General features: G+C 53.9%; 20 protein-coding genes and 5 tRNA genes. 21 read left to right on the top strand and 4 right to left on the bottom strand.

Going from position 1 to position 20810, the window contains the following annotated elements; translation table 11 throughout:
- Nucleotides 1-141: 141 nt before the first annotated feature.
- From sucC to pnuC, 20 genes are all read left to right on the top strand, one after another.
- A complete protein-coding gene (gene sucC / locus Electrica_RS17800) occupies nt 142-1308 on the top strand; it encodes an ADP-forming succinate--CoA ligase subunit beta (protein WP_141965078.1) in 1167 nt (388 codons plus the stop codon).
- On the top strand, nt 1308-2177 hold the full coding sequence (sucD, locus tag Electrica_RS17795; protein ID WP_004859678.1) for a succinate--CoA ligase subunit alpha: 870 nt from the start codon (nt 1308-1310) through the stop codon (nt 2175-2177). Before sucC ends, sucD begins: the two co-directional genes overlap by 1 nt.
- A gap of 841 nt (nt 2178-3018) precedes the next feature.
- Nucleotides 3019-4587, top strand: coding sequence for a cytochrome ubiquinol oxidase subunit I (gene cydA / locus Electrica_RS17790; protein WP_131047675.1), 1569 nt, complete (start codon nt 3019-3021; stop codon nt 4585-4587).
- A gap of 15 nt (nt 4588-4602) precedes the next feature.
- Nucleotides 4603-5742: a cytochrome d ubiquinol oxidase subunit II gene (gene cydB / locus Electrica_RS17785; RefSeq protein ID WP_100685649.1), complete on the top strand. Its 1140-nt coding sequence runs from the start codon at nt 4603-4605 to the stop codon at nt 5740-5742.
- A 15-nt stretch (nt 5743-5757) separates the two neighbouring features.
- The gene (cydX, locus tag Electrica_RS17780; protein WP_004859685.1) at nt 5758-5871 is read left to right on the top strand and encodes a cytochrome bd-I oxidase subunit CydX; all 114 of its coding nucleotides are present in this window, start codon (nt 5758-5760) and stop codon (nt 5869-5871) included.
- A complete protein-coding gene (gene ybgE / locus Electrica_RS17775; protein ID WP_100685648.1) occupies nt 5871-6164 on the top strand; it encodes a cyd operon protein YbgE in 294 nt (97 codons plus the stop codon). The genes cydX and ybgE overlap by 1 nt, the downstream gene beginning before the upstream one ends.
- A gap of 160 nt (nt 6165-6324) precedes the next feature.
- Complete coding sequence (gene ybgC, locus Electrica_RS17770; RefSeq protein ID WP_100685647.1) at nt 6325-6729, top strand: tol-pal system-associated acyl-CoA thioesterase; 405 nt, start codon at nt 6325-6327, stop codon at nt 6727-6729.
- Nucleotides 6726-7418 (top strand): Tol-Pal system protein TolQ, encoded by a 693-nt coding sequence (tolQ, locus tag Electrica_RS17765; protein WP_004859692.1) that lies wholly within the window; start codon nt 6726-6728, stop codon nt 7416-7418. Before ybgC ends, tolQ begins: the two co-directional genes overlap by 4 nt.
- 3 nt (nt 7419-7421) lie before the next feature.
- A complete protein-coding gene (gene tolR, locus Electrica_RS17760; RefSeq protein WP_100685646.1) occupies nt 7422-7850 on the top strand; it encodes a colicin uptake protein TolR in 429 nt (142 codons plus the stop codon).
- A 103-nt stretch (nt 7851-7953) separates the two neighbouring features.
- Complete coding sequence (gene tolA, locus Electrica_RS17755) at nt 7954-9333, top strand: cell envelope integrity protein TolA (RefSeq protein WP_141965077.1); 1380 nt, start codon at nt 7954-7956, stop codon at nt 9331-9333.
- 129 nt (nt 9334-9462) lie between these two features.
- Entirely contained in the window at nt 9463-10755 is a 1293-nt protein-coding gene (gene tolB / locus Electrica_RS17750) for a Tol-Pal system beta propeller repeat protein TolB (protein ID WP_131047677.1), read from the top strand.
- A gap of 34 nt (nt 10756-10789) precedes the next feature.
- Complete coding sequence (pal, locus tag Electrica_RS17745; protein ID WP_002895068.1) at nt 10790-11314, top strand: peptidoglycan-associated lipoprotein Pal; 525 nt, start codon at nt 10790-10792, stop codon at nt 11312-11314.
- Nucleotides 11315-11323: 9 nt separating this feature from the next.
- Nucleotides 11324-12112, top strand: a complete 789-nt coding sequence (gene cpoB, locus Electrica_RS17740; RefSeq protein WP_141965076.1) for a cell division protein CpoB — start codon at nt 11324-11326, stop codon at nt 12110-12112.
- Nucleotides 12113-12274: 162 nt separating this feature from the next.
- A tRNA-Lys gene (locus Electrica_RS17735) sits at nt 12275-12350 on the top strand.
- Nucleotides 12351-12492: 142 nt separating this feature from the next.
- A tRNA-Val gene (locus Electrica_RS17730) sits at nt 12493-12568 on the top strand.
- Nucleotides 12569-12571: 3 nt separating this feature from the next.
- A tRNA-Lys gene (locus Electrica_RS17725) sits at nt 12572-12647 on the top strand.
- A gap of 142 nt (nt 12648-12789) precedes the next feature.
- Nucleotides 12790-12865, top strand: a tRNA-Lys gene (locus Electrica_RS17720).
- Between the two features lie 117 nt (nt 12866-12982).
- A tRNA-Lys gene (locus Electrica_RS17715) sits at nt 12983-13058 on the top strand.
- A 314-nt stretch (nt 13059-13372) separates the two neighbouring features.
- Nucleotides 13373-14416, top strand: a complete 1044-nt coding sequence (gene nadA / locus Electrica_RS17710; RefSeq protein WP_141965075.1) for a quinolinate synthase NadA — start codon at nt 13373-13375, stop codon at nt 14414-14416.
- A 36-nt stretch (nt 14417-14452) separates the two neighbouring features.
- A complete protein-coding gene (gene pnuC, locus Electrica_RS17705; RefSeq protein ID WP_141965074.1) occupies nt 14453-15172 on the top strand; it encodes a nicotinamide riboside transporter PnuC in 720 nt (239 codons plus the stop codon).
- Here the strand turns inward: pnuC and zitB are convergent.
- Nucleotides 15169-16107, bottom strand: coding sequence for a CDF family zinc transporter ZitB (gene zitB, locus Electrica_RS17700; protein WP_131047680.1), 939 nt, complete (start codon nt 16105-16107; stop codon nt 15169-15171). The two genes, pnuC and zitB, sit on opposite strands and share 4 nt — an antisense overlap.
- A 406-nt stretch (nt 16108-16513) precedes the next feature.
- Between zitB and aroG the strand changes: the two genes are divergently transcribed.
- Nucleotides 16514-17566, top strand: a complete 1053-nt coding sequence (gene aroG, locus Electrica_RS17695; protein ID WP_100686267.1) for a 3-deoxy-7-phosphoheptulonate synthase AroG — start codon at nt 16514-16516, stop codon at nt 17564-17566.
- A gap of 96 nt (nt 17567-17662) precedes the next feature.
- Here the strand turns inward: aroG and gpmA are convergent, their stop codons facing one another.
- From gpmA to galK, 3 genes are all read right to left on the bottom strand, one after another.
- The gene (gene gpmA, locus Electrica_RS17690) at nt 17663-18415 is read right to left on the bottom strand and encodes a 2,3-diphosphoglycerate-dependent phosphoglycerate mutase (protein ID WP_100686266.1); all 753 of its coding nucleotides are present in this window, start codon (nt 18413-18415) and stop codon (nt 17663-17665) included.
- 207 nt (nt 18416-18622) lie between these two features.
- The gene (galM, locus tag Electrica_RS17685; RefSeq protein WP_141965073.1) at nt 18623-19666 is read right to left on the bottom strand and encodes a galactose-1-epimerase; all 1044 of its coding nucleotides are present in this window, start codon (nt 19664-19666) and stop codon (nt 18623-18625) included.
- Nucleotides 19660-20808: a galactokinase gene (gene galK / locus Electrica_RS17680; protein ID WP_141965072.1), complete on the bottom strand. Its 1149-nt coding sequence runs from the start codon at nt 20806-20808 to the stop codon at nt 19660-19662. The genes galM and galK overlap by 7 nt, the downstream gene beginning before the upstream one ends.
- Nucleotides 20809-20810 lie beyond the last annotated feature (2 nt).

Genomic DNA, 20810 nt, shown 5'->3' with positions numbered 1-20810 from the left:
AGCAAGAGTATTACCTACCGTAGGCCGGATAAAGCGTTACGCCGCCATCCGGCGTTGATGAGATGCCTGATGGCGGCGCTAGCGCGTTTTTCAGGCCTACAGGTTTAAAGATAATTATTCCCTGAAGGATGGACTGAACACATGAACTTACATGAATATCAGGCAAAACAACTGTTTGCCCGCTATGGTTTACCGGCGCCGGTGGGTTATGCCTGTACTACTCCGCGCGAAGCAGAAGAAGCCGCATCAAAAATCGGCGCGGGTCCGTGGGTAGTGAAATGTCAGGTTCACGCTGGTGGCCGCGGTAAAGCGGGCGGTGTGAAAGTAGTTAACAGTAAAGAAGACATTCGCGCTTTTGCTGAGCACTGGCTGGGTAAACGCCTTGTGACCTACCAGACAGACGCCAACGGCCAGCCGGTTAACCAGATTCTGGTTGAAGCAGCGACAGATATCGCTAAAGAGCTGTATCTGGGTGCGGTTGTTGACCGTAGCTCCCGTCGCGTGGTGTTCATGGCCTCCACCGAAGGCGGCGTGGAAATCGAAAAAGTGGCGGAAGAAACCCCGCACCTGATCCACAAAATTGCTATCGATCCGCTGGCAGGCCCGATGCCTTACCAGGGACGCGAGCTGGCGTTCAAACTGGGTCTGGAAGGTAAACAGGTTCAGCAGTTCACCAAAATCTTTATGGGTCTGGCGACCATTTTCCTGGAACGCGACCTGGCGCTGATCGAAATCAACCCGTTGGTTATCACCAAACAGGGCGACCTGATCTGCCTCGACGGCAAACTGGGCGCTGATGGAAATGCGCTGTTCCGCCAGCCGGATCTGCGTGAAATGCGCGACCAGTCGCAGGAAGACCCGCGTGAAGCGCAGGCTGCGCAGTGGGAACTGAACTACGTTGCGCTGGACGGCAACATCGGTTGTATGGTTAACGGCGCGGGCCTGGCAATGGGCACCATGGACATCGTTAAACTGCACGGCGGCGAACCGGCTAACTTCCTCGACGTTGGCGGCGGCGCAACCAAAGAGCGCGTGACCGAAGCGTTCAAAATCATTCTTTCCGACAGCAATGTTAAAGCCGTACTGGTTAACATCTTCGGCGGTATCGTGCGTTGCGACCTGATTGCTGACGGCATCATCGGCGCGGTAGCCGAAGTGGGCGTGAACGTACCGGTTGTCGTTCGTCTGGAAGGGAACAACGCCGAACTGGGTGCGAAAAAACTGGCTGACAGCGGCCTGAATATTATTGCACCGAAAAGTCTGACGGACGCAGCACAGCAGGTTGTTGCCGCAGTGGAGGGGAAATAATGTCCATTTTAATTGATAAAAACACCAAGGTTATCTGCCAGGGCTTTACCGGTAGCCAGGGGACTTTCCACTCTGAACAAGCGATTGCTTACGGCACCCAAATGGTCGGCGGCGTTACGCCGGGCAAAGGCGGCACCACTCACCTGGGTCTGCCGGTGTTCAACACCGTGCGTGAAGCTGTCGAAGCGACCGGTGCGACCGCGACCGTTATCTACGTTCCGGCCCCGTTCTGTAAAGACTCCATTCTGGAAGCTATCGACGCAGGCATTAAGCTTATCATTACCATCACCGAAGGTATCCCGACGCTGGATATGCTGACGGTGAAAGTGAAGCTGGATGAAGCCGGTGTGCGCATGATAGGCCCGAACTGCCCAGGCGTTATCACTCCTGGCGCTTGCAAAATCGGCATTATGCCGGGTCACATTCACCAGCCGGGCAAAGTGGGCATCGTTTCCCGTTCCGGTACGCTGACCTATGAAGCCGTTAAGCAGACTACCGACTATGGCTTTGGCCAGTCTACCTGCGTGGGTATCGGCGGCGACCCGATCCCGGGCTCTAACTTTATCGACATCCTGAAGCTGTTCCAGGAAGATCCGCAGACCGAGGCTATCGTGATGATCGGTGAGATCGGCGGTAGCGCAGAAGAAGAAGCGGCTGCCTACATCAAAGATCACGTCACCAAACCGGTTGTCGGTTACATCGCGGGCGTTACCGCGCCGAAAGGCAAGCGTATGGGCCACGCGGGCGCCATTATCGCAGGTGGGAAAGGCACGGCTGATGAGAAATTTGCTGCGCTGGAAGCCGCGGGCGTAAAAACCGTGCGTAGCCTGGCGGATATCGGCGAAGCGCTGAAATCCATCATTAAGTAAACCCTCTCTGCTCCTGCGCAGCAGAACAATGTCCGATTTCGACATGGTTGGCCACCGTCCAGGTGGCCTTTTTTATGCCTGTCTTTCCTGGCGCTTCAGGGCGGCTGGTGACGCAGTTTTACTGCGCCACGGCCGAACCGTTCAGAAAAACCACTTCTATTGTATTGATTTAACACCTGTTTTTTATAAATAAAAATAAGATATTTTTCGGCAGGGGAGGGAATGATACTCAGTGCTATTTCTTGCCAGAAAATGAAAAGATAAAAATGATGATTTAATTGATGCTGTCTATCAGGAAAAATACTGTGAAGCGTCTAACATTAATCGGATCGCTATTTTTTTTCACGCCACACGGCTTAAAGTTAAATCATATTACCTATACTTCTCATATCTCTCTTTTTAGTAACCATTATTGGCATGCATTAAACATATATTTAACATTACTTTCACCATTATTCTTTGTTGGGATACATAATTAACATGAGTGAGAAAAATTGATTTATATCAATGTTTAAAGCTTGGAAAAAACCATAAAAAAACGTTAAATTGTCGCCAATCAAATTGGCTTAAGTCAGGCATTTTCGCTATATATTGATCACCGTCGTAAATGTAAAACTGATTCAATAAAATCCTGTTTATTGTAAGGTTATTGCGGCGTAATATATTGGGGAATCAATTGGGTTTTTCGTTAACGTATTTGTAACCTTTGCGAGGAGCTGTTTCATCTGGTGACGAAACGGTAACGAAGCGGGAAGCAAGTTATTTTGTATTGGGGCATGCGTATGAATCAGATGTGCAGGGTTCATTCTCGGAGTCTTCATGCGATGAGCAAGGAGTCATGATGTTAGATATAGTCGAACTGTCGCGCTTACAGTTTGCCTTGACCGCGATGTACCACTTCCTTTTTGTGCCACTGACGCTCGGTATGGCGTTCCTGCTGGCCATCATGGAAACGGTTTACGTCCTCTCCGGCAAACAGATTTATAAAGATATGACCAAATTCTGGGGCAAGTTGTTTGGTATCAACTTTGCACTGGGTGTAGCAACCGGGTTGACCATGGAGTTCCAGTTCGGGACAAACTGGTCTTATTACTCTCACTACGTGGGCGATATCTTCGGTGCGCCTCTGGCCATTGAAGGTCTGATGGCCTTCTTCCTCGAATCTACCTTTGTAGGTCTGTTCTTCTTCGGTTGGGATCGTCTGGGCAAAGTTCAGCACATGGCGGTAACCTGGCTGGTGGCACTGGGTTCCAACTTGTCTGCACTGTGGATCCTCGTGGCTAACGGCTGGATGCAAAACCCGATCGCCTCGGATTTCAACTTTGAAACCATGCGTATGGAGATGGTCAGTTTCTCTGAACTGGTTCTGAACCCGGTTGCTCAGGTGAAATTTGTGCATACCGTCGCATCCGGCTACGTCTGCGGCGCGATGTTCGTTCTGGGTATCAGTTCCTACTATATGTTGCGCGGCCGCGACTTCGCCTTCGCTAAACGTTCCTTTGCCATTGCTGCCAGCTTCGGTATGGCGGCGATTCTCTCCGTTATTGTGCTCGGCGATGAATCCGGTTACGAAATGGGCGACGTGCAGAAAACTAAACTTGCGGCCATCGAAGCCGAATGGGAAACCCAGCCGGCTCCGGCTGCCTTTACCCTGTTTGGTATTCCGGACCAGGACGCACAGACAAACCATTTCGCGATTCAGATCCCTTATGCGCTGGGTATCATTGCGACCCGTTCCGTAGACAAGCCGGTTATCGGTCTGAAAGATCTGTTAAGCCAGCACGAAGCGCGCATCCGCAACGGGATGAAAGCTTACGCGCTGCTGGAACAGCTGCGTTCCGGTTCAACCGACCAGGCCGTTCGTGATGAATTCAATCACGTGAAGAAAGATCTGGGCTACGGTCTGCTGCTGAAACGCTATACCACGAATGTGGCTGAAGCGACGGAAGAACAAATTGCGATGGCGACGAAAGATTCTATTCCTCGCGTTGCGCCGCTGTACTTCGCGTTCCGTATCATGGTGGCCTGCGGCATCCTGATGCTCGGTATCATCGCGGCGTCGTTCTGGACCGTTATCCGTAACCAGATTGGCGAGAAGAAATGGCTGCTGCGCATTGCGATGTTCGCAATTCCTGTGCCGTGGATCGCTATCGAGTCCGGTTGGTTCGTGGCGGAATATGGCCGCCAGCCGTGGGCGATAGGTGAGGTACTGCCTACCGCGGTAGCGAACTCGTCCCTGACTGCGGGCGATCTGCTCTTCTCGATGCTGCTGATTTGCGGTCTGTACACCCTGTTCCTGGTCGCGGAGCTGTATCTGATGTTCAAATTCGCACGCCGTGGACCAAGCAGCCTGAAAACCGGTCGCTACCACTACGAGCAGTCTTCCACGACTACTCAGCCGGCACGCTAAGACAGGAGTCGTCAAATGATCGATTATGAAGTATTGCGTTTTATCTGGTGGCTGCTGATCGGTGTCCTGCTGATTGGTTTTGCCGTCACCGATGGCTTCGACATGGGGGTGGGAATGCTCACCCGTTTCCTCGGTCGTAATGACACCGAGCGTCGAATCATGATTAACTCCATCGCTCCGCACTGGGACGGAAACCAGGTGTGGCTGATCACCGCCGGCGGCGCGCTGTTTGCCGCCTGGCCGACGGTGTATGCCGCTGCGTTCTCCGGCTTCTATGTGGCGATGGTTCTGGTGCTGGCCTCTTTGTTCTTCCGTCCGGTGGGTTTTGACTACCGCTCGAAGATTGAAGACACCCGCTGGCGCAACATGTGGGACTGGGGCATCTTCATCGGTAGCTTCGTTCCTCCGCTGGTGATTGGCGTGGCGTTCGGTAACCTGCTGCAGGGCGTACCGTTCCATATGGATGAATATATGCGCCTGTTCTACACCGGTAACTTCTTCCAGCTGCTGAACCCGTTTGGTCTGCTGGCCGGTATTGTTAGCGTGGCGATGATTCTGACGCAGGGGGCGACCTACCTGCAGATGCGTACCGTGGGTGAGCTGCACCTGCGTGCCCGCACTACCTCTCAGGTAGCGGCGCTGGTAACGCTGGTTTGCTTCCTGCTGGCCGGTGTCTGGGTGGTATACGGGATTGACGGTTATGTGGTCACCTCGGCTATCGACCACACTGCGCCGTCTAACCCGCTGACCAAAGAGGTGACTCGTCAGGCTGGAGCATGGTTGGCGAACTTCAATAATATGCCTTCTCTGTGGGCTATCCCGGTACTGGGCGTCGTCTTGCCGCTGCTGACTATCCTGACCTCGCGGATGGAGAAGGGCGCTCTGGCGTTTATCTTCTCTTCTCTGACGCTGGCCTGCATCATCCTGACCGCCGGGATTGCGATGTTCCCGTTCATCATGCCGTCCAGCACGATGATGAACGTGAGCCTGACCATGTGGGATTCAACCTCCAGCCAGAGAACGCTGAACGTAATGACTTATGTGGCGATTATCTTCGTGCCGATTATTCTGGGCTACACCACCTGGTGTTACTGGAAGATGTTCGGTCGCATTACCCGCGAAGACATCGAAAAGAACACCCACTCGTTGTATTAAGGTAAGGAGCTAGATATGTGGTATTTCGCATGGATTTTGGGAACGCTTCTTGCCTGTGCTTTTGGGGTTATCACCGCGTTAGCGCTTGAGCACGTGGAAAGCACCAAAGCAGGTAAAGAAGAACACTGATGAGTAAAATTATCGCAATGCTGTATGCGATAATGGATAAGCGCCCGTTAAGGGCGCTTTCCTTATTGATGGCGCTGCTGCTGGCCGGCTGCATTTTCTGGGATCCGTCGCGCTTTGCGGCAAAGACCAGTGAGCTGGAGATTTGGCACGGCTTCCTGCTGATGTGGGCCGTGTGCGCCGGCGTTATCCACGGCGTGGGTTTCCGCCCGCATGCCATTCACTGGCAAGGGATTTTTTGTCCACTTATCGCTGATATTGTACTCATCACGGGGCTGTTTTTTTTCTTCTTTTGAAAGAGAAGAGAATAAGAGAACTCTGTTAACCTCATGGGCTTGCATAAGCCCATAAAAATTTACTCGCTGTTTACTTTCCCCCATTCCAAACCACCTTTCCCGCGCGTATAGTAGCGAAGTTTGAAAGCACTAATCTTTTTTTGCATTACCGGGATGTAAAGTGAATACAACGCTGTTTCGATGGCCGGTTCGTGTCTACTATGAAGATACCGATGCCGGTGGTGTGGTTTACCACGCCAGTTACGTTGCTTTTTATGAAAGAGCACGCACAGAGATGCTGCGCCACCATCACTTCAGTCAGCAGGTTTTGCTGGCTGAGCGAGTTGCCTTCGTGGTTCGCAAAATGACGCTGGAATATTTTGCGCCCGCCAGACTCGACGACATGCTCGAAATCCAGACGGAAATCACCTCGATGAGAGGTACCTCGTTGGTTTTCACGCAGCGAATCGTCAACGCAGAGAATGCAGTTTTGAACGAAGCTGAGGTTCTCATCGTGTGCGTTGATCCACTCTTAATGAAGCCTCGTGCGCTTCCCAAGTCTATTGTCGCGGAGTTTAAGCAGTGACTGACATGAATATCCTTGATTTGTTCCTGAAGGCAAGCCTTCTGGTTAAACTTATCATGTTGATTTTGATTGGTTTTTCTATCGCTTCCTGGGCCATTATTATTCAGAGAACGCGCATCCTCAACACGGCAAGCCGCGAGGCGGAAGCCTTTGAAGACAAGTTCTGGTCGGGCATTGAGCTTTCTCGCCTGTATCAGGAGAGCCAGGGGCGTCGCGATAACCTGGTGGGTTCGGAACAAATTTTCTACAGCGGTTTCAAAGAGTTTGCTCGTTTGCATCGCGCCAACAGCCATGCGCCAGAGGCGGTGGTTGAAGGGGCATCACGCGCCATGCGCATCTCGATGAACCGTGAGATCGAGACGCTGGAAACGCACATCCCGTTCCTCGGAACCGTGGGTTCCATCAGTCCGTATATCGGCCTGTTTGGTACCGTCTGGGGGATCATGCACGCCTTTATCGCACTCGGTGCGGTGAAACAGGCTACTCTGCAGATGGTTGCTCCGGGTATCGCCGAAGCGCTGATCGCCACGGCAATCGGTCTGTTCGCGGCGATTCCGGCGGTGATGGCCTACAACCGTTTGAACCAGCGTGTGAACAAACTTGAACTGAACTATGACAACTTTATGGAAGAGTTCACCGCGATTCTGCACCGTCAGGCGTTTACCAGCAGCGAAAGCAATAAGGGGTAAGCCATGGCCAGAGCACGTGGACGCGGACGTCGCGAACTGAAGTCCGAGATCAACATCGTTCCGCTGCTGGATGTCTTGTTGGTGCTGTTGCTGATCTTTATGGCGACCGCGCCGATCATTACGCAGAGCGTAGAGGTCGACCTGCCGGATGCGACGGAAACACAGGCGGTCAAAAGTAATGATGATCCGCCGGTGATTGTTGAAGTTTCCGGCGTCGGACAGTACAGCGTGAAAGTGGGTCCGGAAACGCTGTCGCAGCTACCGCCAGAGCAGGTTATTGCTGAAGCGAAGCGCCGACTCGACGCCAACGAGAAGACGGTGTTCCTGATCGGCGGTGCGAAAGACGTACCTTACGATGAAATTATTAAAGCGCTTAACCTGTTGCATAGCGCAGGGGTTAAATCGGTTGGCTTAATGACCAAGCCTATTTAATCGCTTCGGATATGTGCGCCCGCCGGGCCGCTGGCTGCGAGAATCACAGACTCGCGGCCGGTGAGAGTAGCGGGGACAGGCGAACAGTTTTTGGGAACCGATAGTGTCAAAGGCAACCGAACAAAACGACAAGCTTAAACGAGCGATCATAATTTCAGTCGCGCTGCACATCATTCTGATCGCGCTGCTGATCTGGAGTTCGTTCGACGAGCATCTGGATGCCTCAGCCGGCGGCGGCGGAGGTTCTTCCATTGATGCGGTAATGGTCGATCCGGGGGCGGTGGTGAGTAACTACAACCGCCAACAGCAGCAGCAGGCCAGCGCGCGTCGGGCTGCGGAGCAGCGCGAGAAGCAGGCTCAGCAGCAGGCTGAAGAATTGCGTGAAAAGCAGGCCGCCGAGCAGGAACGACTGAAACAGATGGAGCAGGAGCGTTTGCAGGCGCAGGAAGCGGCTAAGCAAGCGAAGGAAGAGCAGAAGCAGGCTGAAGAGGCGGCAGCGAAAGCGGCGGCAGCGGCGAAAGCTAAAGCGGATGCTCAGGCGAAAGAAGCACAGGAAGCGGCAGCAAAAGCCGCAGCTGACGCGAAAGCGAAGGCCGATGCGCAGGCGAAAGCAGCCGAAGCCGCAGCCGCTAAAGCCGCAGCCGATGCGAAGAAACAGGCGGAAGCCGAAGCAGCGAAAGCCGCGGCGGATGCTCAGAAGAAAGCGGAAGCTGAAGCGGCGAAAGCCGCAGCGGATGCCCAGAAGAAAGCCGAAGCCGATGCTGCGAAAAAAGCGCAGCAGCAGGCTGAGAAGAAAGCCCAGCAGGAAGCGGCTAAGCAGGCAGCGGCCGAGAAAGCCGCCGCCGAAAAAGCCGCTGAGAAAGCAGCCGAAAAAGCAGCTGAAAAAGCCGCGGCGCAAAAAGCCGCCTCTGAAAAAGCGGCAGCAGAAAAGGCCGCCGCAGCAGAGAAAGCCGCCGCGGAAAAAGCGGAAAAAGCCGCCGCAGCCAAGGCCGCAGCAGCGGAAAAAGCTGCTGCTGATAAAGCGGCTAAAGCGGCAGCAGCCAAGGCTGCTGCAGCGAAAAAAGCCGCGGCAGCGAAGGATGCTGAGGGCGTAGACGACCTGCTCGGCGATCTGAGTTCAGGTAAGAATGCGCCGAAAGGTAACACCAGCGGTAGCAATGGAGGCTCTTCTCCTGCTAAAGGAAGTAAACCGGGGCAGGGAGGCGCGTCTAAGGCTGAGATTGCCAGTTATATTTCGCAGGTTCAGGCGGCGATTAAAGGGCATCTCTATGACTGGGACACGTACAAAGGTAAAACATGTACGTTACGCGTGAACCTGGCTCAGGACGGGACGTTATTGAGCGTGAAGTCGGAGGGAGGCGATCCTGCTTTCTGTCAGCAGATGCTGGCGGCAACCAGCCGGATGAGCAAGTTCCCGAAACCGCCTTCTCAGGCTGTGTATGAGACGTTCAAAAATGCGCCACTGGACTTCAAACCGCAATGATATTTTTCCCCGTGCAAACGGGGGAAAACAAACTATGGTAGTCACTGGGTTTCGGTAGTTTTGTGTATTTGAGTTTGTTAACATTCTGCTAAATTATCGTGGGCTTTCCGCCCGGATAAGGGAGATATGATGAAGCAGGCATTACGAGTAGCATTTGGTTTTTTAATGCTGTGGGCGGCGGTGCTGCACGCAGAAGTACGTATCGAGATCACCCAGGGGGTGGACTCGGCGCGCCCGATCGGCGTTGTGCCGTTCCAGTGGGCAGGGCCGGGTGCCGCGCCTGAAGATATTGGCGGTGTCGTGGCGGCTGACTTGCGTAACAGCGGTAAGTTCAACCCACTGGATCGCTCGCGTCTGCCTCAGCAACCGGGAACGGCGCAAGAAGTTCAGCCGGCGGCATGGTCTGCGCTGGGTATTGATGCGGTGGTTGTCGGTCAGGTGACCGGGAACCCGGACGGGTCGTACAACGTGGCTTACCAGCTGGTGGATACCGGCGGTGCTCCGGGGACGATTCTGGCGCAGAACTCTTATAAGGTCACTAAACAGTACCTGCGCTATGCGGCTCACACCGCCAGCGACGCGGTGTTTGAGAAACTGACCGGGATAAAAGGCGCTTTCCGTACCCGTATCGCCTACGTTGTCCAGACTAACGGCGGTCAGTTCCCGTATGAGCTGCGCGTCTCCGACTACGATGGCTATAACCAGTTTGTCGTCCACCGTTCACCGCAGCCGCTGATGTCTCCGGCCTGGTCTCCGGATGGTTCTAAACTGGCTTACGTGACCTTCGAAAGCGGTCGTTCAGCGCTGGTGGTGCAGACCCTGGCTAACGGCGCGGTGCGTCAGATTGCCTCGTTCCCGCAGCATAACGGCGCTCCTGCCTTCTCGCCGGACGGCAGCAAACTGGCCTTCGCATTGTCGAAAACCGGTAGCCTGAACCTGTATGTGATGGATCTGGGCTCGGGTCAGATTCGTCAGGTGACCAACGGTCGCAGCAACAATACCGAACCAAGCTGGTTCCCGGACAGTCAGAACCTGGCCTTTACGTCTGACCAGGCCGGTCGTCCGCAGGTGTATAAAGTCAGCATCGGCGGCGGCACTCCGCAGCGTATCTCCTGGGAAGGTTCGCAGAACCAGGATGCGGATGTCAGCAGCGACGGTAAATTTATGGTAATGGTCAGCTCGGCCGGTGGTCAGCAGCACATTGCCAAACAAGATCTGGTAGCGGGTGGCGTACAAGTTCTGTCGTCAACGTTCCTGGATGAAACGCCAAGTCTGGCACCTAACGGCACTATGGTAATCTACAGCTCTTCTCAGGGGATGGGATCTGTGCTGAATCTGGTTTCTACAGATGGGCGTTTCAAAGCGCGTATTCCGGCGACTGACGGACAGGTAAAATTCCCTGCCTGGTCTCCGTATCTGTGATAATAAATAATTGATTACTAAAGGAATCAAAGAAATGCAACTGAACAAAGTGCTGAAAGGGCTGATGATCGCTCTGCCGGTTATGGCAATCGCGGCATGTTCTTCTAACAAGAACGCCAGCAACGACCAGAGCGGTGAAGGCATGCTGGGTGCCGGCACTGGTATGGATGCTAACGGTAACGGCGGCAATATGTCTTCTGAAGAGCAGGCTCGTCTGCAGATGCAGCAGCTGCAGCAGAACAACATCGTTTACTTCGATCTGGATAAGTACGATATCCGTTCTGACTTCGCAGCAATGCTGGATGCGCACGCTAACTTCCTGCGTAGCAACCCGTCCTACAAAGTGACCGTAGAAGGTCATGCGGATGAGCGCGGTACTCCGGAATACAACATCGCTCTGGGTGAGCGTCGTGCTAACGCCGTTAAGATGTATCTGCAGGGCAAAGGTGTTTCTGCTGACCAGATCTCCATCGTTTCTTACGGTAAAGAAAAACCTGCAGTACTGGGTCACGACGAAGCGGCTTACGCTAAAAACCGTCGCGCCGTACTGGTTTACTAAGAGAATTGCATGAGCAGTAACTTCAGACATCATCTGTTGAGTCTGTCGTTACTGGTTGGCATAGCGGCCCCCTGGGCCGCTTTTGCTCAGGCGCCAATCAGTAGTGTCGGCTCAGGCTCGGTCGAAGACCGCGTCACTCAACTCGAGCGTATTTCTAACGCTCACAGCCAGCTTTTAACCCAACTTCAGCAACAGCTCTCCGATAATCAGAATGATATTGATTCCCTGCGCGGCCAGATTCAGGAAAATCAGTATCAGCTCAATCAGGTTGTCGAACGGCAGAAGCAAATTCTGTTACAGATCGACGGTCTGAGCAGCGGTGGGGCGGCGGCAGGTGCACAGCCATCGCCTTCGGCAGGCGATCAGGGTGCGGCGGCTACCGCGGCGCCAGCTGCCTCTTCTGGTGCTCCCGCCTCGAGCGGGGATGCCAATACTGACTACAATGCGGCTATTGCGCTGGTGAAGGATCCGTCCCGCCAGGATGACGCGCAGGCAGCATTTCAGAATTTCGTCAAAAAGTACCCGGATTCAACCTATCAGCCGAATGCCAACTACTGGCTCGGTCAGTTGAATTACAACAAGGGGAAAAAAGATGATGCCGCTTATTATTTCGCTTCCGTGGTTAAGAATTACCCTAAATCCCCGAAAGCGCCTGATGCCATGTTTAAGGTCGGCGTGATTATGCAGGATAAAGGCGATACCGCGAAGGCGAAGGCTGTTTACCAACAGGTCGTCAGTAAATTTCCTGGCACCGATGGCGCGAAACAGGCTCAGAAACGTCTTAATGCCCTTGGGTGATTATGGCATGACCAGAAATCGCATTATTTCTGGTCTTGTCGCGTGAATCCTAAGCAGTCAGATGTTTTTTATCGAAATACTTGTTGCGCTGAATTCTTAAATCAGTAATATATGCCGCCGTTGCCACGGGATATCAAACAAGCCTGAAGCGATGAAAAAAGTGGGTCGTTAGCTCAGTTGGTAGAGCAGTTGACTTTTAATCAATTGGTCGCAGGTTCGAATCCTGCACGACCCACCACTCACTACCACGGTGGAACGGTAGTAAAACGTGAAGGATAACGTTGCATTAGCAACGGCCCACAGGGCGAGGCGAAGCCGAGTCATCCTGAACGACCCACCACTTACTTTGATTAGTAAGATGTTGTATCCAGCGCAGTATCGGGTGATTAGCTCAGCTGGGAGAGCACCTCCCTTACAAGGAGGGGGTCGGCGGTTCGATCCCGTCATCACCCACCACTCGGGTCGTTAGCTCAGTTGGTAGAGCAGTTGACTTTTAATCAATTGGTCGCAGGTTCGAATCCTGCACGACCCACCAATTTAACATCGAACTCAGATGTTGAACGTGAAGGATAACGTTGCGTAGCAACGGCCCGAAGGGCAAGCGAAAGCGAGTCATCCTGCACGACCTACCAATTTAACATTGGTGACGAGTGAAAAAATTCAGGTAGTACCCGAGCGGGTCGTTAGCTCAGTTGGTAGAGCAGTTGACTTTTAATCAATTGGTCGCAGGTTCGAATCCTGCACGACCCACCACTTTAGCATTGAACCTTGATGTTAAACGTGAAGGATAACGTTGCGTGGCAACGGTCCTGGAGCGAGCGAAAGCGAGTCATCCTGCGCACCTGAATAGTAAAAGTGAAGTCCCGCGAGGGGTCGTTAGCTCAGTTGGTAGAGCAGTTGACTTTTAATCAATTGGTCGCAGGTTCGAATCCTGCACGACCCACCACTTTAACATTAAAGCTGATGTTAAACGTGAAGGATAACGTTGCGTAGCAACGGCCCGAAGGGCGAGCAGAGCGAGTCATCCTGCACGACCCACCAATGTAAAAAGGCGCCCTAAAGGCGCCTTTTTGCTCTCTGTTGTTTTCTCCCCAGAAATGCTAATTCCCCTTTTTTGTCATCAGACGGCAATAAATTCCCCACGACATTTTCTGTACAATCCGCTATCTTGTTTAGCATATAAAACATCATGACTGCCGCTATGCCATCTGAAGGCATGTTAACGGCATTTGAGTTAAGCCAGTAAAACGAGACTGCAAGATGAGCGTAATGTTTGACCCCGAAACGGCGATTTACCCTTTCCCGCCTAAACCGTTGCCATTAAGTCGCGATGAAAAGCACTTTCACCGTGAAAAGATTAAACGTCTGCTGCGCGAGCGCGATGCGGTGATGGTGGCTCATTACTATACCGACCCGGAAATTCAGCAACTGGCCGAAGAGACCGGCGGCTGTATCGCTGACTCTCTCGAAATGGCTCGTTTCGGCGCCCGTCATTCAGCGTCGACGTTGCTGGTGGCCGGCGTACGCTTCATGGGGGAAACGGCAAAAATTCTCAGCCCGGAGAAGACCATCCTGATGCCTACGCTGCATGCCGAGTGTTCTCTGGATCTGGGCTGCCCGATTGAGGAGTTTAACGCATTCTGCGATGCCCACCCGGATCGTACCGTCGTCGTTTATGCTAATACCTCAGCGGCGGTCAAAGCGCGCGCCGATTGGGTGGTGACCTCCAGTATTGCCGTTGAGCTTATTGAGCATCTCGACAGCCTCGGGGAAAAAATTCTTTGGGCGCCTGACCGTCACTTAGGCCGGTACGTACAGCGCCAGACCGGCGCAGATGTTTTGTGCTGGCAGGGGGCCTGTATTGTCCATGATGAATTTAAAACCCAGGCGTTAACGCGGATGAAAGCCCTCTATCCTGATGCCGCCATTCTGGTACATCCAGAATCGCCGCAGTCTATTGTGGATATGGCGGATGCGGTAGGGTCGACCAGCCAGCTGATTGCCGCTGCCAAAACGCTTGCGGCGCGCCAGCTCATTGTCGCCACCGATCGCGGGATCTTCTATAAAATGCAGCAGGCGGTACCGGAAAAAGAGCTGCTGGAAGCGCCGACCGCGGGAGAGGGGGCAACCTGTCGTAGCTGCGCCCACTGCCCGTGGATGGCGATGAATGGCCTGAAGGCGATTGCCGAAGGGCTGGAAAATGGGGGACGCGAACACGAAATTAAGGTCGATGCGCAGCTGCGTACCGGCGCATTAGTCCCGCTGAACAGAATGCTGGATTTTGCGGCTACACTTCGGGGATAGTGATTAATTACGCAATCAATACTGGACGGGGAAAATATGGATTTTTTTAGTACGCAGAATATCCTGGTGCATATACCCATCGGCGCCGGCGGATACGACTTATCATGGATCGAGGCGGTCGGTACGCTTGCCGGGCTGCTGTGTATCTGGCTGGCGAGTCTGGAAAAGATCAGCAACTATGCGTTTGGGCTGGTCAACGTCACCTTGTTTGCCATTATTTTCTTTCAGATTCAGCTTTATGCCAGTCTGCTGTTGCAGGTCTTTTTCTTTGCCGCCAACGTTTATGGCTGGTACGCCTGGTCCCGGCAAACCAGCAGCCATGAAGCCGAGCTGCGTATTCGCTGGCTGCCATTGCCGAAGGCGCTGGGCTGGCTGACCGCTTGTATCGTGGCAATTGCGCTGATGACGGTCTTCATTAATCCGGTCTTCGCTTTCCTGACGCGCATCGCGGTCGCCCTCATGCAGAGTCTGGGACTGCAGGTCACGATGCCGGAACTGCAGCCCGATGCCTTCCCGTTCTGGGACTCCTGCATGATGGTGCTGTCGGTCGCCGCCATGATTCTGATGACCCGTAAGTATGTCGAAAACTGGCTGCTTTGGGTGCTCATCAACATCATCAGCGTGGTGATTTTTGCCCTTCAGGGGGTTTACGCGATGTCGCTGGAATATCTGCTTTTGACCTTTATTGCCCTTAACGGCAGTCGGATGTGGATCAACAGCGCGCGTGAGCGAGGTTCTCACGCGTTTTCTCGCTAATGGTGGTGATGAGGGTCGTGCCCGGCGTGCGTCATATTAAGATGGCATTCCGGGCCGCTACAGGGCTGATACTCCATCTGCACGGTCACATGCTCAATATTATATTTATGCTGCAAAAATGCCTGGATGCGATTCAGCAGAGCGTCGTGATCGTGCGGAGGGACAACCTGAACATGCAGCGTCATAACCGTTTTTTCGCCGACCAGCCAGACGTGGACGTGGTGCACGTCGCGGACTTCCGCCACCGAGCGGTGCAAATCGCGCTGCAACCCCTCGACATCTAACGACCGCGGCGCCCCTTCCAGCAGTTCGTTGATACTTTCCTGCAACAGCCGCCAGGCGCTGCGCAACACCAGGCATGAGACCAGCACCGATAAAATCGGGTCAATTGGCGTCCAGCCAGTGGTGATAATCACGATGGCGGCAATAATCGCCCCGACCGAGCCCAGTAAGTCACCCAGCACGTGTAATGCCGCTGCGCGAACGTTGAGATTTCGCTCTTCGCTGCCGCGATGCAGGATCCAGAATGCCAGTATGTTTGCCAATAGCCCGGCTACGGCAATCACCATCATCGTGTTACCGGCGACGGGCTGCGGATGGTTAAAACGCTGAATCGCTTCCCAGAAAATAAGAATGGTAATCACAACCAGCGCAATGGCATTGACGAAAGCCGCCAGCGTGGTCAGACGCAGCCAGCCGAAGGTATGGCGTGTATTGGGCGGACGACTGGCGAAGCGCACCGCCAGCAGAGCGAACAACAGGGCGGCTGAATCGGTGAGCATATGACCGGCATCAGCCAGCAGCGCCAGCGAGCCTGAAACGACGCCGCCGATGGCTTCAACCAGCATAAATCCGGCGGTGACGATGAAAGCCTGCAACAGGCGTTTTTCGTTACCGCGGTCGGGGGTTTCTGACGGAGTGTGAGCATGAGCCATTACAGAATCCTGTCATTATTTTAGCAATTAGTCTCTGACCTTCTTACAGATTAACCACAATCGGGCATCTGTTCCATCAGCGAATGTCGATAGGGCAAGGTGCTGCGGCATTTGTTTCAACAATACGCAGATGCGGCAACAATAGGCCAAAAATGCCAATAACCGGAGCATTATTGAGTGATACCTCATTAATGCAATATATAATATTTATATATGTTAACTTTCTGGTGTTTATAACTGGTCGTGAGGCTTTGTTTCTCACTATTCCTGTGGTTTGTATTGTTTTTATCTGTTTAATCAGTCAATTACCCTTGCGACTGTAAAAGTCTGTTTACACTTTTCTGACGGCGAGTTAGATTGAAAGGATTGCACACAATTGATTAAGTATGGCAACGCTGGAAAGAAAATGAATTATCAGAACGACGATTTACGTATTAAAGAGATCAACGAATTATTACCTCCCGTTGCACTCCTGGAAAAGTTCCCCGCGACCGAAAATGCTGCTAACACCGTGGCGCACGCTCGTAAAGCGATCCATCAGATCCTTAAAGGCAATGACGATCGTCTGCTGGTGGTGATTGGCCCGTGCTCTATCCACGATCCTGCAGCAGCGAAAGAGTATGCTGAACGCCTGCTGACGCTTCGTGAGGAGCTGAAGGGCGAGCTGGAAGTGGTGATGCGCGTTTACTTTGAAAAACCGCGTACTACCGTTGGCTGGAAGGGGTTAATCAACGATCCGCATATGGATAACAGCTTCCACATCAACGACGGTCTTCGTATCGCGCGTAAGCTGCTGCTGGAGATTAACGACAGCGGGCTGCCTGCGGCGGGTGAATTCCTTGATATGATCACCCCGCAGTACCTTGCTGACCTGATGAGCTGGGGCGCCATTGGCGCGCGTACCACGGAATCACAGGTGCATCGCGAACTTTCGTCTGGCCTTTCTTGTCCGGTAGGTTTTAAAAACGGCACCGACGGGACAATAAAAGTGGCCATCGACGCGATTAACGCAGCGGGCGCGCCGCACTGCTTCCTGTCAGTGACCAAATGGGGTCATTCGGCGATTGTGAATACCAGCGGCAACAGCGACTGTCATATCATTCTGCGCGGCGGCAAAGAGCCAAACTACAGTGCGAAGCATGTTGCTGAAGTGAAAGTGGGTCTGGCAAAAGCGGGTCTGCCCGTACAGCTGATGATTGATTTCAGCCACGCGAACTCCAGCAAGCAGTTCAAAAAACAGATGGAAGTGGGCGCCGATGTGTGCCGGCAGATAGCTGGTGGCGAGCAGGCGATTATGGGCGTGATGATTGAAAGCCATCTGGTGGAAGGTAGCCAGAGTCTGGAGAGCGGCGCGCCGCTGGCCTACGGTAAAAGCATCACCGATGCCTGCATCGGCTGGGAAGATACCGATACTATCCTGCGTCAGCTGGCAGATGCGGTAAAAGCCCGTCGCGGTTAATCCGCAGCCTGAGCCCGGCAGCGCATCGTGTCGCCGGGATTCAGAGCCAATAAAAAAGCGTGGACGGGTCCACGCTTTTTTTATGGCTGGCGAAAATTATTTCGCTTTACCCTGGTTTGCTACCGCGGCGGCTTTTGCGGCGATTTCATCCGCATTGCCCAGATAGTAGTGTTTGATCGGTTTGAAGTTTTCGTCGAACTCATAAACCAGCGGTACGCCGGTCGGGATGTTCAGTTCAAGGATTTCGTCTTCGCCCATATTGTCCAGGTACTTCACCAGCGCGCGCAGGGAGTTGCCGTGAGCGGCGATAATCACGCGCTCACCGCTTTTCAGGCGCGGCAGAATGGTTTCGTTCCAGTAAGGCACTACGCGCTCGATGGTCAGCGCCAGGCTTTCGGTTACCGGCAGCTCTTGATCGGTCAGTTTTGCATAACGCGGATCGTGGCCCGGATAGCGCTCGTCGTCTTTGGTCAGCTCCGGCGGAGTAATGGCAAAGCCACGGCGCCACTGTTTAACCTGCTCATCACCGTATTTCTCAGCGGTTTCCGCTTTGTTCAGACCCTGCAATGCACCGTAGTGACGCTCGTTCAGTTTCCAGGATTTCTCAACCGGCAGCCAGGCCTGATCCAGCTCATCCAGCACGTTCCACAGAGTATGGATGGCACGTTTCAGCACAGAGGTATAAGCAAAATCGAAGCTGAAGCCTTCGTCTTTCAGCAGTTTACCTGCCGCTTTTGCTTCACCTACGCCTTTCTCGGACAGATCAACGTCGTACCAACCGGTGAAACGGTTTTCATTGTTCCATTGGCTTTCGCCATGACGGACCAGTACCAGCTTAGTTACAGCCATACACTTACTCCTCAAGCTTTGTTTGAATGATAACAATTCTCATTATATTGCCGCGATTTGCGTCACGGCAATGCTTATCCCTAACCATAGCGAAAATCGTGGCTCAGTGTAAGATGCTTGTAAATCGGCGGTTATATTTTTGTCTGCGAGTGGCGTAATTTGCAGCAAAATGATGAAAAAAAGCCCTCCGTCAGGAGGGCCAGAGGCTTATCGGGCAATAAACTGATATTCCGTCAGGCTGACGTACTCCTCGCCCGGGCGCAAGATGCAGTCGGGCTGAGGCCAGTGCGGATGATTTGGTGAATCCGGCAGAAATTCACTCTCCAGCGCCAGACCTTGCCAGTCGGCGTACGGCTGTTCCGTGCGCGATGGCGTGCCGCCCAGGTAGTTACCCGAATAAAACTGCAGGGCAGGGGCGGAGGTATACACCGCCATCTGCAGCTGACCATCCTGAGACCAGACGTGGGCCGCGGCCTTGCGGGCATCGCCTTTTGCCTGCAGCAGGAAAGCATGATCATACCCCTTCACCTTCTGCTGATCGGCATCGCGAAGGAAGTCGGCCGCGACGGTTTTCGGCGTGCGAAAATCGAAGCTGGTTTGGGCGACGTCCTGTAAGTCACCGCCCGGAATACCGTCGCTCTCCACCGGCAGGTAGCTGTCGGCGAAAATTTGTAGCTGATGGTTGCGCACGTCCGTCTGCCCACCGTCGAGGTTGAAGTAGACGTGGTTGGTCAGGTTGACCGGACAGGGCCGATCAACCGTCGCACGATACTCGATGGCGATACGATTATCTTCGCTAAGACGGTAGTGCGCCGTGGCTTGCAGATTGCCGGGAAAACCCTGATCGCCGTCAGCGGAAATAAGGGCAAACAGCGCCTGATGCGTGTCCGTGCTGACTATCTGCCAGCGACGTTTGTCGAACCCGCCTGGCCCGCCGTGCAGCTGATGGCCGGCCTCGTTAGAAGGGGTCAGTTGGACCGTCTGGCCATCCAGGGTAAAACGGCTGTTGGCGATACGGTTGGCATAGCGGCCCACGGAGGCGCCGAGATAGGCCGCCTGACGGGTATAGCCTTCCGGCGTCGCGCAGCCGAGCAGCGCTTCGCGAATTTCGCCATTGGCCAGCGGGAGCCGGGCGGACAATAACGTCGCGCCCCAGTCCATCAACGTGACCACCATCCCGGCATTATTCCGCAGGGTAATTAGATTCCACGGCTGCCCGTCCGGCGCCAGTTCTGTTGTTTGGTTTAGCACTGGCCGGCCCCCTGTGATGGTTTGCAAACGTAGAAGGTCTCTTTAATACCGGTTTTCGCTTCATACTGCTGCGCGACGGCTTGCTTAACGCTATCAACGCACTCTTCCGGTACCAGCGCCACGACGCAACCGCCAAATCCGCCGCCGGTCATGCGTACGCCGCCTTTATCGCCGATGGTGGCTTTGACTATCTCCACCAGCGTGTCAATTTGCGGAACGGTAATTTCGAAATCATCGCGCATCGAGGCGTGAGATTCCGCCATCAGTTCCCCCATTCGCTTGAGGTCGCCTTTTTCCAGCGCGGCGGCGGCTTCGAGCGTACGCGCATTTTCGGTCAGGACATGGCGCACGCGTTTCGCAACCACCGGATCCAGCTCATGGGCAACGGCATTGAACTCGGCGATTTTGACGTCGCGCAGCGCAGGCTGCTGGAAGAAACGTGCGCCGGTCTCGCACTGTTCGCGGCGGGTATTGTATTCGCTGCCGACCAGAGTACGTTTAAAATTACTGTTGATGATTACCACCGCGACGCCTTTCGGCATGGAGACGGCCTTGGTTCCTAATGTGCGGCAGTCAAGCAGCAGGGCGTGATCTTTCTTACCCAGCGCCGAGATAAGCTGGTCCATGATGCCGCAGTTACAGCCGACGAACTGGTTCTCCGCTTCCTGGCCGTTAAGGGCAATTTGCGCCCCGTCCAGCGGCAGATGGTACAGCTGCTGGAATACGGTTCCGACGGCCACTTCCAGCGACGCGGAGGAGCTTAAACCCGCCCCCTGCGGCACGTTGCCGCCGATCACCAGATCGGCGCCGCCAAAATGGTTGTTGCGTTTCTGCAGGTGTTTCACCACCCCGCGGACATAGTTTGACCACTGCTGGGTATCGTGGCTGACAATCGGCTTATCGAGGGAGAACTCGTCGCTCTGATTGTCATAATCGGCGGCAATCACCCGGACAATTCGGTCCGCGCGCGGCGCGCAGCTGATCACCGTCTGATAATCAATCGCGCAAGGCAGCACGAAGCCGTCGTTATAGTCGGTGTGTTCGCCGATCAAATTGACGCGGCCCGGGGCCTGAATAGCGTGGGTGGCAGGGTAGCCGAATTTTTCAGCAAACAGGGTTTGGGTTTTCTCTTTCAGACTCATTG

The sequence above is a fragment of the Klebsiella electrica genome, assembly GCF_006711645.1.
Taxonomy (GTDB): Bacteria; Pseudomonadota; Gammaproteobacteria; order Enterobacterales; family Enterobacteriaceae; genus Klebsiella; species Klebsiella electrica.
Note: the sequence above shows the minus strand (reverse complement) of the source record. Positions and strands in the feature narration are given on the sequence as shown.